The sequence below is a fragment of the Alkaliphilus metalliredigens QYMF genome, from assembly GCF_000016985.1.
GTDB lineage: Bacteria > Bacillota > Clostridia > Peptostreptococcales > Natronincolaceae > Alkaliphilus_A > Alkaliphilus_A metalliredigens.
The window spans coordinates 4,022,892-4,040,071 of record NC_009633.1 but is presented as its reverse complement, the minus strand read 5'-3'; the positions used below and the strand labels follow the sequence as shown (position 1 = coordinate 4,040,071).

The 17,180-nt window shown below is 34.5% G+C and carries 19 protein-coding genes, 1 tRNA gene and 1 pseudogene; 15 read left to right on the top strand and 6 right to left on the bottom strand.

Features of this window, described 5'->3' with window-relative positions:
• The first annotated feature begins 192 nt into the window (after nucleotides 1-192).
• From AMET_RS19330 to AMET_RS19320, 3 genes are all read left to right on the top strand, one after another.
• Nucleotides 193-1,164 carry a daunorubicin resistance protein DrrA family ABC transporter ATP-binding protein gene (locus AMET_RS19330; RefSeq protein ID WP_012064982.1) on the top strand — a complete coding sequence of 324 codons (972 nt, stop codon included), beginning with the start codon at nucleotides 193-195 and terminating at the stop codon, nucleotides 1,162-1,164.
• A 35-nt stretch (nucleotides 1,165-1,199) separates the two neighbouring features.
• Nucleotides 1,200-1,976 carry an ABC transporter permease gene (locus tag AMET_RS19325; protein WP_012064981.1) on the top strand — a complete coding sequence of 259 codons (777 nt, stop codon included), beginning with the start codon at nucleotides 1,200-1,202 and terminating at the stop codon, nucleotides 1,974-1,976.
• 85 nt (nucleotides 1,977-2,061) lie between these two features.
• A complete protein-coding gene (locus tag AMET_RS19320) occupies nucleotides 2,062-2,817 on the top strand; it encodes a MerR family transcriptional regulator (protein WP_330368772.1) in 756 nt (251 codons plus the stop codon).
• 166 nt (nucleotides 2,818-2,983) lie between these two features.
• Here the strand turns inward: AMET_RS19320 and AMET_RS19315 are convergent, their stop codons facing one another.
• Together AMET_RS19315 and zupT are read right to left on the bottom strand one after the other, a co-directional pair.
• The gene (locus AMET_RS19315) at nucleotides 2,984-4,234 is read right to left on the bottom strand and encodes a peroxidase family protein (protein WP_012064979.1); all 1,251 of its coding nucleotides are present in this window, start codon (nucleotides 4,232-4,234) and stop codon (nucleotides 2,984-2,986) included.
• A 293-nt stretch (nucleotides 4,235-4,527) separates the two neighbouring features.
• Nucleotides 4,528-5,334 carry a zinc transporter ZupT gene (gene zupT / locus AMET_RS19310; protein ID WP_012064978.1) on the bottom strand — a complete coding sequence of 269 codons (807 nt, stop codon included), beginning with the start codon at nucleotides 5,332-5,334 and terminating at the stop codon, nucleotides 4,528-4,530.
• Between the two features lie 866 nt (nucleotides 5,335-6,200).
• Between zupT and AMET_RS25985 the strand changes: the two genes are divergently transcribed.
• From AMET_RS25985 to AMET_RS27095, 9 genes are all read left to right on the top strand, one after another.
• Nucleotides 6,201-6,315: transfer RNA gene (locus AMET_RS25985), tRNA-OTHER, on the top strand.
• Nucleotides 6,316-6,364: 49 nt separating this feature from the next.
• Nucleotides 6,365-6,601, top strand: coding sequence for a PIN domain-containing protein (locus tag AMET_RS19300; protein WP_041721114.1), 237 nt, complete (start codon nucleotides 6,365-6,367; stop codon nucleotides 6,599-6,601).
• A gap of 19 nt (nucleotides 6,602-6,620) precedes the next feature.
• Nucleotides 6,621-6,941, top strand: a complete 321-nt coding sequence (locus tag AMET_RS19295; RefSeq protein ID WP_012064976.1) for a hypothetical protein — start codon at nucleotides 6,621-6,623, stop codon at nucleotides 6,939-6,941.
• 213 nt (nucleotides 6,942-7,154) lie between these two features.
• Nucleotides 7,155-7,763, top strand: coding sequence for a hypothetical protein (locus AMET_RS19290; protein WP_242661332.1), 609 nt, complete (start codon nucleotides 7,155-7,157; stop codon nucleotides 7,761-7,763).
• Nucleotides 7,764-8,173: 410 nt separating this feature from the next.
• Nucleotides 8,174-8,422, top strand: a complete 249-nt coding sequence (locus AMET_RS19285) for a hypothetical protein (RefSeq protein ID WP_012064974.1) — start codon at nucleotides 8,174-8,176, stop codon at nucleotides 8,420-8,422.
• 56 nt (nucleotides 8,423-8,478) lie between these two features.
• Entirely contained in the window at nucleotides 8,479-9,117 is a 639-nt protein-coding gene (locus AMET_RS19280; protein WP_012064973.1) for a Vat family streptogramin A O-acetyltransferase, read from the top strand.
• Nucleotides 9,118-9,645: 528 nt separating this feature from the next.
• The gene (locus AMET_RS25980; RefSeq protein ID WP_157047309.1) at nucleotides 9,646-9,789 is read left to right on the top strand and encodes a hypothetical protein; all 144 of its coding nucleotides are present in this window, start codon (nucleotides 9,646-9,648) and stop codon (nucleotides 9,787-9,789) included.
• A gap of 125 nt (nucleotides 9,790-9,914) precedes the next feature.
• Nucleotides 9,915-10,094 carry an AraC family transcriptional regulator gene (locus tag AMET_RS27100; RefSeq protein WP_330368616.1) on the top strand — a complete coding sequence of 60 codons (180 nt, stop codon included), beginning with the start codon at nucleotides 9,915-9,917 and terminating at the stop codon, nucleotides 10,092-10,094.
• Nucleotides 10,095-10,130: 36 nt separating this feature from the next.
• Nucleotides 10,131-10,448 carry a hypothetical protein gene (locus AMET_RS27095; RefSeq protein WP_330368615.1) on the top strand — a complete coding sequence of 106 codons (318 nt, stop codon included), beginning with the start codon at nucleotides 10,131-10,133 and terminating at the stop codon, nucleotides 10,446-10,448.
• On the opposite strand, the pseudogene AMET_RS24555 reads toward AMET_RS27095, so the two are convergent.
• Together AMET_RS24555 and AMET_RS25975 are read right to left on the bottom strand one after the other, a co-directional pair.
• Nucleotides 10,391-10,717 (bottom strand): annotated as a pseudogene (locus AMET_RS24555) (transposase); the annotation flags it as partial. The gene AMET_RS27095 and the pseudogene AMET_RS24555 overlap by 58 nt on opposite strands.
• 12 nt (nucleotides 10,718-10,729) lie before the next feature.
• On the bottom strand, nucleotides 10,730-11,167 hold the full coding sequence (locus AMET_RS25975) for a DUF4372 domain-containing protein (RefSeq protein WP_049765310.1): 438 nt from the start codon (nucleotides 11,165-11,167) through the stop codon (nucleotides 10,730-10,732).
• Nucleotides 11,168-11,956: 789 nt separating this feature from the next.
• Here AMET_RS25975 and AMET_RS19265 point away from each other — a divergent pair.
• From AMET_RS19265 to AMET_RS19255, 3 genes are all read left to right on the top strand, one after another.
• A complete protein-coding gene (locus AMET_RS19265; RefSeq protein ID WP_012064972.1) occupies nucleotides 11,957-12,709 on the top strand; it encodes a helix-turn-helix domain-containing protein in 753 nt (250 codons plus the stop codon).
• Nucleotides 12,710-12,756: 47 nt separating this feature from the next.
• Nucleotides 12,757-13,452 carry a transglutaminase-like domain-containing protein gene (locus tag AMET_RS19260; protein WP_012064971.1) on the top strand — a complete coding sequence of 232 codons (696 nt, stop codon included), beginning with the start codon at nucleotides 12,757-12,759 and terminating at the stop codon, nucleotides 13,450-13,452.
• A gap of 193 nt (nucleotides 13,453-13,645) precedes the next feature.
• Nucleotides 13,646-14,467 carry a hypothetical protein gene (locus AMET_RS19255; protein ID WP_012064970.1) on the top strand — a complete coding sequence of 274 codons (822 nt, stop codon included), beginning with the start codon at nucleotides 13,646-13,648 and terminating at the stop codon, nucleotides 14,465-14,467.
• A gap of 391 nt (nucleotides 14,468-14,858) precedes the next feature.
• Here AMET_RS19255 and AMET_RS19250 read toward each other — a convergent pair whose 3' ends face one another.
• Together AMET_RS19250 and AMET_RS19245 are read right to left on the bottom strand one after the other, a co-directional pair.
• Entirely contained in the window at nucleotides 14,859-15,785 is a 927-nt protein-coding gene (locus tag AMET_RS19250) for an acyl-CoA thioester hydrolase/BAAT C-terminal domain-containing protein (protein ID WP_012064969.1), read from the bottom strand.
• A 15-nt stretch (nucleotides 15,786-15,800) separates the two neighbouring features.
• Nucleotides 15,801-17,165, bottom strand: a complete 1,365-nt coding sequence (locus tag AMET_RS19245; protein WP_012062613.1) for an IS4-like element ISAme1 family transposase — start codon at nucleotides 17,163-17,165, stop codon at nucleotides 15,801-15,803.
• Nucleotides 17,166-17,180 lie beyond the last annotated feature (15 nt).

Below are 17,180 nucleotides of genomic sequence, written 5' to 3'. Positions count from 1 at the left end.
TTTTGTATGCGTAATTATGAAATAAATTTTTTTGTTAAATATCCTTGACTCTGACCTAAGGGGAGGCATTAGAATTAATTTCAAGAGATAGTATTGCAACATGATATACCTTAAAAGTAGTGATGTTAATGACAAACTTTCCATCACTCAGAAATGCTAACTGAAATTTCATAATGATAAGGAGGGAATCAAATGTCATTTAAGTACGATAACAAATATGCTATAGAAGTCAATAACTTAGTAAAGACCTATAAAGACAGTATAAGGGCATTAGATGGATTAAGTTTCAGTATTAAGCCTGGAATTATTTATGGACTTCTTGGTCCCAATGGTGCAGGAAAATCGACAACAGTAAAAATTTTAACTACATTATCAAGGCCGAATAGTGGCGAAGCAAAGGTATTAGGAATTGATGTTATATCTGAACCTGGTAAAGTTCGTAGTGTTATTGGGTGTGTCTCTCAAAAGTCAGGAATTTGTTTTGAATCAACAGGTCGTGAAAATTTAATCCTACAGGGCCAATTACAAGGAATGGGAGGAAAGCAGCTCAATGATAGGGTGGATGAATTAATTAATATTTTCAAATTAAATGAAGCTGCTAATAGGTCTACCATGACTTATTCCGGTGGGATGCTCAGAAAACTTGATATAGCAATGGGTATTATTCATAATCCTCAGATGTTATTTTTAGATGAACCTACCACTGGTCTGGACCCAGAGGCAAGAGGTGCCCTTTGGGATATAATTACTGACTTATCGAAAATGGAGAAGGTTACTATTCTGCTTACTTCTCATTATTTAGATGAAATAGATCGTCTTGCAGACTGTCTCGCTATTATTGATGAAGGGAAAGTAGTTGTGGAAGGTTCACCTAAACAATTAAAAGAAGAATTAGAGGGAGATATAATTAAGGTTGAATTGCAAAAGGATTATTTCAGCAAAAAGTCACAGATGATAAACATCTTGCAAGAACAGCAAGGGGTGAAAAAGGTGGAGGTTAAAGGACGGAAGGTACAGCTACAAGTTGGTAATGGCTCAACAATATTGCCAAACATATTACAATTAATTCAATCGTTATCAGTTGAAGTACTGTCGGTTGAGGTGATACCTCCTTCTCTAGACGTAGTGTATTTTAAATACACAGGCAAAAATATTGAAAACTAAGGTGTATTAAATCATATTAAAAAGGAGAGGTAGAGATGAAAAAAGTATTAAAAGATACTTGGTATATGGCATTGCGTCGCATTAGGCCGACATTTCGGGAACCAATGGCTATTATTATGTCAATGCTACAGCCTATTGTATGGCTACTGTTGTTTGGAAATTTATTTAAAGGAATTGTTGAAGTTCCAGGTTTTTCAGCTGATTTATACGTAGAATATCTACTACCGGGTATGATAGTTATGAATACATTATATATTGGTATCTTTACTGGAATGGGTACATTAAGTGACATAAACTATGGTGTTATGGAGCGTTTTTTAGTATTACCAATCAATAAAATTATTATTATACTAAGTGAATTAGTACAACTAATTGTTCTTTTGCTGACTCAATTTATTATGATTATCTTTTTAGCTTTTATTATGGGAGCAAGATTTTCTTTAAGCATCACCAATGTTATGGTATTTTTGACTATACCAATACTATTAGGTATGGGTATTAGTGCTTTATCAATTAGCTTGGCACTTGTCACACGAAAGCATGAAACTATGATAGGAGCAATGCAATTATTTACGTTGCCTCTTATGTTTCTATCGTCAGCATTTATGCCACGTGAACTGATGCCGTCTTGGATTCGCACGATAAGCTTTTTTAATCCCATTGACTGGACAATTGTAGGAGCCCGTGCAGTATTGAGTTCGCAAATTAACTGGATAGAGGTTCTTTCGAATGGAGCTTTAGTTCTACTGTTTGGATTAGTGTGTATCTTTATATCACTTGTATCCTTTAGAAAATTTCAAAGTTCAACGTAGTTATAGTTTAATATTAACGTAGAAAGGATAAAGAAGCTATTGACTCTTACCTAAGGTAATGGTATACGATGTTTTTAGGAGGTGAATAACCATAGAATATACAGTAAAAGAAGTTGCTCGATTAACAGGGACTACAGTGAAGACATTACATCATTACCATAAAGTAGGACTTTTGAAACCATGTAAAGTTACAGAGGCTGGATATCGTATTTATGGGATAAAAGAATTAGAAAGATTGCAGCAAATATTGTTTTACCGAGAATTAGATTTTTCATTAAAAGATATTATAAAGGCACTTGATGATGAATCAAATCGAGTTGAGATTTTAAAACAACAATACAAACTTCTTAGTGAACGTAGTGAGAGAATGGATAGTATATTGAAGACACTTGAAGAATCAATCATCTTCGCCGAGAAAGGAGAAAATATGGAACAATCAAAAATGTTTAAAGGACTAAATAAAGAAGAATGGAAAGAGGTACTTGCTGAGCAAAAAAAATATTTAAGTAATGAGTATGAATTTGAGATGGATACAGAGTCAATTGATGCAAATGCTTTAAATGAAATATCAGTAGAATCAGAAAGGTTTATGGGCTTTTTAGCTAATGCACTAAAAGACGGATGGAAACCAAATGATGAGAGATTAAAAAATGAACTAGAAAGGCATATGGACTTTTTAAATACCCATAACATGCCTACGAACCCGAAGGAACTTGTTGAGACTGCTTCTTTTTTTATTGAGGATGACTTTCACAGAGATATGTTAGAAAGTCAACAAACAGGGCTTAGTTATTACTTTTATACAGCAGCAGAAATGTATGCACTAAAAAATAATAAATAAACGCTGATGGTAATTGAAACTGATGTGAAGATTATCATCGAGAGATTATCAGTATGTGGTGTTGATAAAGAAAAAGTAGGTTGGAACCAGACCAACCAGCAAATTAAATAAAAAAGAAGGCTTGGAAATGACTCCAAGCCTCATACTGTAATAGTCATAGTAGCCGTTAATCAAGGTCGAAACGATCTGCATTCATTACCTTGATCCAGGCAGCTATAAAGTCACCCACAAACTTTTCTTTGTTGTCGTCTTGAGCATAAACTTCTACAAGGGCACGGAGAACTGAGTTAGAACCAAATACGAGGTCGACTCTAGTTGCTGTACGAACCACTTCACCTGTCTTGCGATTTCGGGCTTCATATAGGCCCCCGTCCATAGGCTTCCACTCTACTCCCATGTCAAGCAAGTTAACAAAGAAATCGTTCGTAAGTGTGCCTACACGATCAGTGAATACGCCGTGCTGTGTACCATTGTAGTTTGTACCGAGAACACGCATGCCATCAACAAGTACAGTCATTTCTGGTGCCGTAAGATTTAGCAGTTGTGCCTTGTCTAAAAGGAGCTCTTCTGCACTTACACTGTATTGCTTCTTCTGATAGTTACGGAAACCATCGGAGATAGGCTCTAGCACCTCAAAGCTTTCTATATCAGTTTGCTCTTGGGTTGCATCGCCACGTCCCAGAGCAAAAGGAACCGTTACATCAAAGCCTGCATCTTGTGCAGATTTTTCTATTGCGGCACTACCTCCTAATACAATCAAGTCGGCAATGCTTACTTTCTTATCTAGTTGATTTTGAATGTCTTCTAGTACAGTAAGGACTTTGGTAAGCTGTTCTGGCTGATTAACTTCCCAATCCTTCTGAGGAGCAAGACGGATGCGGGCCCCATTAGCTCCGCCGCGCATATCTGAGCCACGGAAGGTACTAGCGGAAGCCCAAGCAGTTGTGACTAGATCGCTAACTGTAAGTCCTGAATCTAGAATCTTTGCTTTAAGCTCGGCTATTTCTGCATCAGTTAATTCATAATCGACAGCTGGTATCGGATCTTGCCAGATTAGTTCTTCTTCTGGAACTTCAGGGCCTAGATATCTTGTTTGGGGCCCCATGTCACGATGTAAAAGCTTGAACCATGCACGAGCAAAGACATCGGCAAAGGCCTCTGGATTCTCATGGAAACGACGAGAAATTTTTTCGTATGTTGGATCATTATGAAGCGCGGGGACGGGGTTGGTGCTTTGCGAAGCAAATTCTAGTAAGATGAGCTTGAGGTGAAAATCATGCCAAGAACAGCTAGAAAGAAGAGTCAATCTAGAACATATCATATAATATTGAGGGGAATAGAAATGGAGAAAAAAAGAAGAATATATCCGATGATGAATTAAGACAGATAATAAAAAAACAATTAAAGGTAAAAGCATAGGCGTTACAAAATGTATCAAAAGAAAAGAAGGAAATGATGTTTAAAGAAAGCCTTAGAGATAGAAGGAATATCAACAAGGCAGCTGGCAAGAGTTACTGGAGTCTCGGCGAATATTATTTGGAAATTATAATATGTTACACAGAACCAAAGCAACAACCCCGTCCCCCTGCTTCTACCTCTGCTTCTAAAAATTGATAAGTCAAAGGGACGTTTTTGATTGGCTCGGGTAAAACTAAGAAGTCAAATAGAACGTCAATATGACTAATTGTGCTATACCATCATCAATATGGATTAGGCCAAAAGAACAAGGCTTATGGCCATTACAATCATTCCTGCGATGGTACCATATACGGAAAGGTGATGATCACCATAGTCCCTTGCAGCAGGTAAAAGTTGATCCAATGAAATATACACCATAATCCCTCCTACTGAGGCAAACACAATACCAAAAACTACTTCCGTCATGAAGGGAGCTAAAATTAAGTAACCTATCAATGCTCCTATTGGTTCGGCTAATCCAGAGAGAAAAGAATACATGAAGGCTTTTAACCTACTTCCTGTTGCATAATATATAGGAATAGATATTGCAATTCCTTCGGGAATATTATGAATAGCAATGGCAATAGCAATACTAATTCCTAGAGCGGGATCCTTAAGGGTTGAAATTAGGGTTGCAAATCCCTCGGGAAAATTATGAATAGCAACAGCTAAGGCTGTAAACATACCCATTCTGAGCAAACGCTTCTCATCCGTGCTTTTTTCATCATCACTAACATCTTTTTCTTTATGAACATTCTCTTCAAAGGATGGTATTAGTTTATCGATCAAGCCAATAAAAAACATACCACCAAAGAATGCCATAACATTCACTGCAGAACCAAGTCTTACACCTAGCTCTTCAACGAGGGATTCGTTAGCCTTAAAAAAAATTTCTATCATAGAGACATATATCATGACCCCAGCAGAAAATCCTAATGATATAGAAAGAAATTTTTTGTTGGTTTTCGTGGTAAATAATGCAATAAGGCTCCCAATACCAGTGCAAAGCCCTGCCAGTGTAGTAATTGTAAAAGCAAATAACAAACCTGAAGTATCCATCTCTTAACCTCCTTAATTATTAAATACATATTTTATTCTTGAACAGATAGTTTCCTTAGGCTAAATACACCATATTATAGAATATGAAATAGTTAAAAATTTGCAACCATCGTTATGTGTTTTTTACATAGCCCTTAGCAATATTGGTACCAGTTGTATAGCCAATATGAAAATGATAAAATATCTGTGTGAACTGAATATTATGAAATTTAAATAAGAAGCGTAGGTAAGAAGCGTAGGGACGGGGTTGTTGCTCTGTGAAGCGAATTCTAGTAAGACGAGCTTGAGGTGGTAATTATGCCAAGAACAGCTAGAAAGAAGAGTCAAACTAGAACATATCATATAATATTGAGGGGAATAAACAGACAGAGCATATTTGAGGATGATGAAGATAGAGAAGCGTTATTATAAGCTTTATGAGATTGCTTAAATATCATTAAGTCAATGATTTCTCTCATCACATGATTTCACTGGGTGGTGTCGCTGATAAAGCTCTAAATTATTACTTACAACAACATCCAGAAATAGTCCGATAGGTAAAGATTTTAATGAAGATTTATTAGCAATAAAGAATAACCATCAAGCAGTACAGGCAAGGGAGCCAGCTGATGCGTATCAAGTTGAACAAGCTGTTGAAGAAGAGATGGAGATTAAGTTTATTTAAATTCGTTGACTAAGTTCGTTGTGGTATAATATGGGTAATGAGATTGAACATGTTTTGGATTAAATTCTATGATGATTTCTGTCTATCTAATGATGATTAGTAAAACGATGGCTCTGAATATCGAAGCAAAGTTAGAAAAAGGAGCTGATTTTATGAAAGTTCTTATGTTGTATGTAGGTATGATGGCGGGTGCTGTACTTCTGGAGCAGACGGTCAATGCGCCTAAATTCATGAGGATAGAAGAGATTGATCTAGGGTTTGTCCGATAATAATATGTTAGAAGTATACGGGAGGTTCGATTCCTCCCTGCTCCGCCAAATCTAGGAATTATTAGATTTCTGATGAAATAAATTGGAGGTATATATAATGAATTATCCTATATCGGTGTTCTTGGATACAAATGTTTTTGATGGTTGTAAATATCATTTAGATGATAATAGCATACTTATAATGCTGGGAAAACTGGTAGAGAAAGATAAAGTGAATCTTTACATAAGCAATATAGTGTTACGAGAAGCAGAGAAGCATATTAAAGATGCTACTGAGAATTCATATAAGATCCTAAAAACAGCGGAAAGAGAAAGTTGCTTTAAGTTCGGTTGATGAAACTGTTATTGTATCGGTGATATGCAGTGCAGACTTTAGTTCTATAAGTTCATATGATGATTTTGAGAATTCAGTATGGGATTCTGAAGAAAAGGAGTACATTTTCTTAGAACGTTGTGATGTTAGAGAATTTCATCATGCAGAATTTGAGTGTATTTTAAGATTTTCTGTATCTGGAGCAGGTGAAAATATGAGCTTTGAATTACAAGAAGTATCATATGAGCTTCAATTGGATCAGTATACAAGGACAGACAGAGAATTTTTAGAAAGTGAAGATCCAAGATTAGATGCATTAGCAGATATGATGGATATTTTAGAAGAATACCATCGGCATTGATAATTGAACTGTCACGAACTGATGGAAAGAAAAGTAAAAGCGGCATATACCATATAATAATTAGAGGTGCAAGTAGACAAGAGATATTTCATAGAAAGCGAGGTTAATTCTATGAACTTTGAACGAATTTGCCAAAATTGCGGCTCCTTTTTTCAAGACCCTGACGATATGAATCTAGGTGTATGTTTGAATGACGAAGTCTTTGAACCCTTCTTGGATGAAATATTTGGATCTGAAGATTTTGCTAACTGCTATGAGTTATATTTACAAAAACGATATAACGGGGAAAAGGAGGCCTGTGAGCAATATAATGAACCTGAAATCATTGAGATCCCTGAAGGCGAGGATATAAGCGTATACCTTCAGATGGAACAGATGAAATATCAAAATGTTGATGAGATAATCAGGTATTTGTATGATTCCAATAAAAAGATCATGAGAAATGCAATATCAGCTATTTCGAGATATGTATACATTGGAAATGAAAGTGCCTATAAAGGTCTGGTCAAATACTATATGAGTTTGGGTCCTGCAGAAACCCTTGAAGACGTTTATATCAGGAAAGAAATAATAGAAATACTTTCTTCAAAGGAATCAGAAAAGAGTACAATAGACGCATATGTAAATGAGCTAGCCAGAACACCATCCAATAATACAACAAGACAATTATATACAGAAATACTAAAACGATTAAGCAGGTGTCCTTGTGAAATGGTTCAGGAACCACTATTAGAGCTGCTAAGAGGTATTAAATATAGTTATAAAATAAAGAACAGAATTATGGAGGTTGCGGGGGTAAAAGGAACAAACGAATACTATTAAATAGTTGGAAATTCTTCTAGAGGAAATATAAGCTAATCCTATGAAACTTCATAAGGGGGGGAGTTCCTTATTTATTTGGCCAAATATTATCACCATTCTATCAAAAACCATGTCGAGTCGGTTGCGTTGCTACAAAGGGTTAGAGTAAATACAATGCTTTAAAGCCTAAAGCCTAAAGCCTAAAGCCTAAAGCCTAAAGCCTAAAGCCAAACCAAGAAATCCTCCTAGACATGAGTTTGGGGACTTCTTGTTTGGGGGATAATTTTTGAAACGTTTAAAATACCCTTTTCAGATAAAGAAATTTCAATATTTATCCCTATTAATAAATTCGATGCAATATTAAGAATTTTCTGTGCAAACGCGCTATTTTTAACTCACTATTAGCTTTAGAACAGGTAATTGCCATTGAATTGCAGGATTCTAAGGAACATATATTTGAAAGATTAGTTTTTTCCGACGAGGAAGATAATATTTTTCACGATGAATTTTATAAAGAACAGCATAGAGATTATTATCTCCAAGATATACATGAAGATACTGTGTATGTGAGAAGGATTTTTAAAAAAATTGGAAATAAGTATTTCGTAAATAACCGACCGGTAGAACAAGTTGTTGATGAATTGATTGTTATGATTCAAAACATTTATATGAATAAGTAAATTCAAAATATGAATTTATTAGAAACATATTAAAGATAAGAGGGGGTCTATATCTTATGATAGGACCAGATAAGAAAAAGCTATATCCAAATGAAAACATAAAAACAGTTTGTTATATAAGTAATTTGCCTAAACGGGCAAATGTTGAGATCGGAGATTATACTTACTATAGTGATAATAAAAAGTGTCCAGAGAAATTTTATGATAACATAGAGCACCACTATGAATTCTTGGGAGATAAACTCATTATAGGCAAGTTCTGTGCAATTGCAGAGGGTGTTAACTTTATTATGAATGGTGCAAACCATAGAATGGATGGGATTACAACTTATCCCTTTAATATATTTGGCGGTGGTTGGGAAAAAGTCACTCCAACAGTAGAAGACTTACCATTTAAGGGTGATACAGTGATTGGAAATGATGTATGGATAGGTCAATATGTAACAATTATGCCGGGCATTAAAATTGGTGATGGTGCGATTATTGCTGCTAATTCAACAGTAGTAAAAGATGTTGAACCTTACGCAATATATGGTGGGAATCCAGCAAAATTTATAAAGAAACGCTTTAACGATGAACAAATTGAGTTATTGCTAAAGCTTCAATGGTGGAACTGGGATGAAGAAAAGATATTTGATAATCTTGAAATGCTAACATCAAAATTGGGTTTAGAAAAATTAACGGAACGTTTATAAACTATAGAGTATAATCGTACAAGCTAAAGGTAAAGAGGTTTACTTTAAAACCCTTATCGGTTATTTAGTGATATATTTTCACACACGATGGTTTCTCGAAAATAGCAAAAAAAACGATTGATATGTTTCCTCATACGTCGGGTTCGAAAATCAAAAGCGCACTCTGACATTTATGCCATCAACTCGAGCCATGTGGAGTGTGTGGTCTTGATAGAGAGACTTTAGGCCTTGAATTTTTAATGGTAAGTGTGCTTTGGTGGTATAGGGAAACATATTTTTAATGAATATATGACCACGGGGGGGGCTTACTAAAGCGCAAATCTGTAGAATATAAAATTGAATAAGCTATAAATATACCAGTTGAGGAAGATTGTCTTGACTGGTTTTTGTTTTTAGGAAGATTTAGTTGGATTAAGAAACAGGGAAATAAAGAGGTGTTTCAGACTTTTTACAGAATATCAAATAAGAAAATGATATGGCTTTTAGAAAAACTGGACACTATGGGAATTAACCGTTCCTTGTAATATTATGATGAACGGTAGTAGTTACATCGCTGGTATCAAAGCAGGATTACAAATAAAAATTAGCCAGGATGGTTCTGTATATTTCTTGAATGATCTAATGAATGTGAGGTATGAAGTTCCAGTATATGACCGGGGAACAGGCCTATGATAAATGAGGAAAGAATGAAGACTTGCTATGTAAAAGAATAAATTAATAAAACTCTCTTTATTAGGCAGAAAAAGAGAGGTAGGATTATCTAAAATAGAGTATTCTATTGTCAGGAGGCTGCGGATATGGAATGGATAGAACGATTGAATTGTGCGGTTAATTATATCGAAGAGAATATAAAAGAACCTATTAATTTGGAAGAAGTATCAAAGATTGCATGTTGTTCAACATATCATTTTCAAAGGATGTTTGGCTATATAGCGGATGTAACATTATCGGAGTACATACGTCGTAGGAGAATGTAATTAGCAGCTGTAGATTTACAAAATGGCTGTGAGAAAGTGATAGATATTTCACTAAAGTATGGATACGATTCACCAACGGCATTTAATCGAGCTTTTAAAAGTGTACATGGAATAGCACCATCCCAGGCAAGAGAAGAAGGCACAATATTAAAAGCATTTCCTCCTATCAGCTTCAAAATAACAATAAAAGGAGATAGTGAGATGAATTACAGAATTGAAAAGAAAGAAGCATTTAGAATTGTGGGGATTTCAGAGCCATTAGAAACAGAGATAGAGAAAAACTTTGAAATAGTACCTCATTTCTCTTTGGTTTTGTTGATATATTCCGTACCAAGGTATACCACTTTATCATAGACAATACTTGCCCCTTCATCTAGTAGCTTGATTTGGGAGTAAGTAATATCAAGAGTTTCAACTTCTTGTACTATTGCATTGTCTTTTAATCTTGTAATAAAATATTTTTCATCACTGGTGAATTTGTCAAACTTTTTATAGTCCACATAGGCTTTATCCAGTACATATATACAGTTTTTTTCGGTCATTAGTTCTTCCATTTTCTTTTTATCGTGGACTTTAGCATTTGAAACAATCACCAGTTCAGGGATGCCTTTTCGTAAGTCATACTTTGTATGAAGTTAAATCCCTGCTTTTGTAGTTCTAAACTCAGCCCACTTAAAGTAAGACAGGGCCATACTTACCGTCGAAGAATCGATAAGTTTTACAGGTTTAAATTTTTCAACTTTATTATTTATAGGTAGTGTATTCATGGCTGTAGCAATAATTTGATTCATTAAAGGGATATACACCTCAAAGCTTATATTATTGTTGTAGTTTGACAAAGAACCGATGCTAACACCATTGATCAATTCCTTTAAGTCTGAATCGGATCCCATGAAATCATGAATATCTCTTAAGCTACCGAGCTGAGCTACATGAAAGTATATCAGCGCTTTTAAGTGATTTTGAGCAATGTAATAGTCAGTATCTAGTAGATAAGTAGATTCTTTCAATTTTTTCCAATCAATGATGTCTAATAATTTTTCGAAAATAGTGATATAATTATCATTAACCAATAGTCAGTACCCCCTTGCAAATATGGTTAGTGGTGTAATTATATTAAAGCAAAGGTTACTGACTATTTTCATGTCTAAATTTAAGGCAAATGATGAAGTTAATGGAAACTAAGTATTGTCAATGGATTTTAAATCCATTAATTGAACACTAGTGATGCTCTATATTGAAATAATTAATTGAAGGAACCTTTCTGGCATTAAATTGTTTTGTTGGCATAAAAATAAGCCAGCTAGGCTCTTGACCCAGACTGGCTTGACTTTCATCATTGATTCAGTTGCAAAGACTGTATTCATATGCGAAGTATCCTTTATGTATACTCAATATAGGTAGTCCATTACCACATCGCGGGCACCCTGAATCACAGTTTCCAACATATTCAAAATTATCATGGTTATCCCATTATTTTGTAAAAGTTGAACTATAGCTTCTTTATACCTTATGTCTGAAAATTCAATAAAATATTCTAACTTCAAAAATCTACTCTTGTAAAGCCTATTCAAAATTTATAAATTTATGATATCGAACCCAAATAAGCGAATTCACTTGGAGCCGACTCTAGTTGTGGTGTATCTATATTTGGATTTACCCATATAATGTATGCTCAATTGGTTTGGAAGGACTTTTTACGCGGTCTGCCGTCCCTGTGATTTGCTGTGGCTAATACTGTAAAACCCGTAAGAATGGCTTTTTTTATTTTCGAGGGAGGATTGTGCTAAGATAGATGTAGGATGAACTGTCATCCAGAAGACTTGTTCAAGTATATATATTTTATAAACGTAGGTGATGTAATGAACTATATCATTAAATACGGTAGAAATTTTATGGCAATTTCAGATCGTATAGAAGCAGATTGCCATAGACACTGGCTGTTGCAAATGTTTCTCAGCAGTCAAAAAGAATTAAGTATTGAAGTTAATAACCAGTTAATCCCATGCAGTGCCATTATTGTAAATACAAATATAATGCATACGTTTAAATCAGATGGTGAATCCAATTTCACTATGCTAGTTGATCCTACGACAGAGCTTGGGCGAATGCTTAAAGTTTTGTTAGTAGATCAGCCCTTTTATGTTTTACCACATGATAAAACTGACGTCATGCAACAAGCTTTTAATAATGCACTAGCACAAGAAAGTTATGATGCTTATCTTTCTTTTGTTCAGAGGCTGATGTACAATTTTTCTAATGAGCTTACGAAAAGTTTTGATGACCGGGTTATTAAAGTGTTGAGGCTTTTGAAAGACTGTGCACATGAGGATGGAGTTCATCAAATAAAATATTTTTCTAAAAAAATAGGTCTATCTGAAAGCCGTCTTGCACATGTGTTTAAAGAAGAAACTGGTATTCCTCTTAAAAGTTATATTGTCTTACACAAACTGCAGAAAACGTACGATTCAATTTTCAATGGTGAAAATATCACTACTGCAGCCCTAAATGCTGGATTTGATAGTCCATCACATTTTGCATACACTAATAAATTGATGACTGGGATGAACGCAACGAATATAATTAGAGATAGCGAGTTTTTGAAAGTTTTCTGACTTGTAATCTGGTAAAGTGTAATCAAATAGAAAAGGAGGATTACACTATGAATCAGTATTTGCAAGAAACTAAAATGTTGAACTTTAATCATAGTTTAATACAGAGACTTGTAAAGGAAAGACAGTGGGAAACTGAAGATGATTTTGTAAAGATTGAAAAAATCTATAATTTTGTACGTGACGAAATCATATTCGGTTATAACACAGATGATACGATTTCAGCCTCGGAAGTATTAAAGGATGGGTACGGGCAGTGTAATACAAAGGGAACTTTATTTATGGCACTCCTGCGGGCAGTTGGAATATCTTGCAGAATTCATGGTTTTACTATTGACAAGAAATTGCAAAAAGGAGCTATGACAGGGCTAATTTATTATCTTGCGCCCCAAAATATTATTCACAGTTGGGTTGAAATTCAATATAAGGGGAATTGGTATAACATAGAGGGTTTCATTTTAGACAACCAATATTTAAAAAAGCTCCAAGAAAAATTCTCTGATTGTAAAGCCAGTTTTTGTGGATATGGTGCTGCTACTGACAATTTTCAAAATCCACAAATAGACTGGAATGGGAACGATACTTATATCCAAAAAGAGGGAATCAATGATGATTTCGGTGTATTCAATTCACCTGATGAGTTCTTTGAAAAATATCAACAACAATTGTCACCGCTTAAAAAATGGATTTATAGGAACATTGGACGTAAACTTATGAATCGTAATGTAGAAAGAATACGTATCTAACTTAAGACAATCGATGTCAATAGACTGTACCTCTTTTTTGATCCTAATTCAGGAACCGTCCCTGTGATTATAATGACTGAAGTAATAAAAAGATGGGAAGGAACAAGGGGATAATTCAAGTCTGACCGGTTGGTAACAGATATATCGGTTACATTTGCCCGGTGTTGACCAATTTCAAGAGGAGGTAGCAACAGTGAAGAAGAAATTAATCTTTGACAAACTTATGATAGAGTTTATTGAGCAGAAAAATGTGTATAATCTTGAAATGAATTCTGATATTGCTGATTGGCTTGACGAAATGGAACCTGATTCTAGATTTTTACATTTTGTTTATCTTAATATATATGGCGTGCCAGTTATTTTAGATGAGGCTTTAGAAGAAGCATATCACGGGGGAGATACCTCAAAATTCAACAATATCGGAAGGCTAACGGGATATTATATTCCATTTGAAGAAATTTTAGAAGAAGGAGAGGATCCTGTTGATGTATGTGATGCTGCATCAGCAGATTTGGAATTTGTAGCCTCAATTATACAAGACTATTATGAAGAAAATGAATCGATGATGTTCTCTGCTTCTTTGTTTTATATTGATGAGTTGGAAATTGATGAGCAGTATCGAAATAATGGGTTCGGCAGTAAAGTATTACAAGAGCTCCCTTGCTTGTTAAATTATCATAAGGGAATAGAAATTGATGACATTGCATATTATCCTGTTCCAACACGCTGTAGTGAAAAGATACTTACGCCATATGAAGAAGCTTTGATGAAACAAACAGCTTATAAAATGAACGAATATTATGGTGGTGAAAGTGCTGCTTTTCAAATGAGTAAAAACAAAATAATATCTTTGCCAAGAAATTATAGCAAAGAAGGAATCAATGAAATGATTGAGAGCGAAAAAAATACTCCAAGTTATCCTGAAAAATATAAAAACAATGATTTGTTTAGCTTTTATGAAAAGAATGGCTATAAGGAATTTAATCAAACCAGGCTTTTGATTAAAGGATTATAACGAAGAAAGGTAGGTTGCCATGAAAAGTAAATATAGTGAAATAGTAAAACACATCTGGAGTCTGGAAGATCACGGTCACCTGTATATGTATTATGGGATTCCTTTGTGTAAATTGACACAGGGGGACCCCTTTCTTACTTAGCAAGATAATATCATCATTCTATCGAAACACATGTGGAAGTCGTAACAGTGCTTATAAAGTAAGTAGATGTACGTTTCATGAAAGATTTTCAAAAAAACCGAGATTGATTGGAGAAGAATCGATTGCCGAGACAGTTGTACTACAAGAGAAATAAAAAGAACAAAACCCTTGAGAATATTGAATTTTCAGTATTTTTTAAGGGTTGTTCTTAGTTTAGTGGGGATTTCAATAAGGTAGGTGATGAACTATTTAATTGAAATGTTCAGCCAAAAAATTCAGTGTTGCCTCCCAAGCGTTTTTGTTAGCATTTGCAGCATTATACGCTGAAATTGAGGGATGATCTATCATAGGTGGTAGATTAGGGAGAAAAAAAGCGTGCCCCATATTGTTAAAATCAAGGTGTTTTGATTGATAATGATTATTTTGTTCTTTTAAGGTTTGCATCATATCTTTACACATTTTTGAGGATGGCCAAGTAGAATCTTTTTCTCCAGAGATCATAAGAATAGGACATTTTATATTTTCAATCGGGATACGAGCACTCTCTAATTGCTTAGAAGTAGCTGTATTTAATGCCGTATCATGAATTTTACGTATGTCGATTGGATTCATATCCTTTGAAAATTTTGAATCTATTGGGTATTGTATGAAGTCTATTGGGTGGTTTTTATAAGTCCACGAGGACTTTACTTGATGTTCTCTCATTGAAATTCCTTCAAACACGTGGGAAGAAGGAACATAAGTAATTATGGAAGTTAAACTTTTGGGAAAATATGAACCGAATAATAATGATAGTTCACTACCTTTAGAAATTCCTATCATACTTATATTATTCTTGTCAACTCCAGGTTTGGCTTTAAGCCAGTCAAGTGCCTTTTTAAAGTATTCTATTTGAATTTCAATAAGCTCACTTGGTAGATTGTGATTTTGTACATCAAAGTAATTTAAGGCAAGAGTTGCATATCCTTTTGTACTAAGTAGAGCAGCCATTTGTTCTGTCCAAAAGAGTCCTCCGGTAGAGCCTCCAACAATGATTATAGCTGGTAGATTATTTTTTTCTTTAGGTTTAAAGAGTTTTCCTACTATTGGATTTTCAACAATGATTTGTTCAGTATCAGAGTTAGTAAAGTTAATCTGTATTTCTTTTGTATCCTTTACTTCATCTTCTATTAACAAGTCATAGGCGTTAACCTAAGCAATATTTTGGAAATTAATTTCGAGAAAAAAGTATTCCTGTAGTATTTCAAACGTTGTTTTTCTCTGACGCTTATCATGCAAACTTTTTTTACTCATTTTCTTGAAAAGTCTTTCAAGAAAATGAATATTTGGTATTGTTAATTGAAGCTTTAGGGCTATCTCATTAGCATGAATTGCAAAAATACTTACAAATCGCAACATACTTAAACTTCTTGTGAAATGTTGATTTGCTGGTATATATAGAACATTGTATAAAGAAAACATGGCAACTACTGCTATTAAGCGCCCATATATCAAACACTCTAGCTGGTATTTACCACAAGAGCCTATTTTATCAATATTTAAATAGCTTTTTAATGATTTAAATACGAGTTCAATTTGCCATCTTGCTCTATATAAATCACAAGCAGCTTCAGGAGATAACTTATCTTTTGTAACATTTGTAACAATAATATTCCATGCCAGCAATTCAGTTTCTTTCGCACTAAGTTGTTTGCCTTGGGCTTTAGCCTGTTGGTTAGCCTTGCGTCTACGTTGATTCACCACTTTTTCTGGCAGGCGAATGGCTACAAAACGACATTTAAGTTGTTTTTTATGGGCTATTCCCAGAAAAACTTCTGTATCAACCACAGTACCCTTTAGTAAATCAGTCAAATCCACCTTAGTTAGTTGTCCTGACTTTTCTACGTAAACAATAGAGTTTTTCTTGATTCTAGTGAGATAGTAACTACCTTTTGTTGATAGTTTTTCAAAAAATGCTTTGCTAAAATATCCTAGGTCTGTTATTAGCAATTCACCTGGATTAACCATGGCAAGTAACTTATCGTTATAGGTAGTATCAGCGCCAGGAGCCTTTGTTATTTCAAGGCTTGAAAATCTAGCAGGAATCAAACTATAAATGCCTTGGACTTTTAAAGAAGATTTAGCATTGCGTCCACCTAATCCGGGGTACAGAGCCACCAGCTTATCCGGCAAAGTAATTTTGGTACTATCACATATCTTTACATCCTTAAACTGCTCAAGAATAGCGGCAGTTTTTACAGGGATTACACTATTCATAGATTTTTGCATCATATGTTTAAATGTTTCCTGTAAAAATAAAGAAGATTTTTTCAGTCTTTTATACACTGCTTCTTTGGAGATTGTTAAGCCTGGTTGAAATGCTTGGCATTTAGATGCAATTTGGTTTAATGAGGGGTTTGCTATATTTAGCAACCCGAATGTGAAAACCTTAAGAATTGTATCAGGCAACATGCCCTTTTGACGCTTCAATAAACCTGTGCCTATGGCAATTTCCATAATTTTATTGTTATCAAACAACCGAATAAATTGTATAATAAGTGATGAAGATATCTTCATGGGAATCTCTCCTTT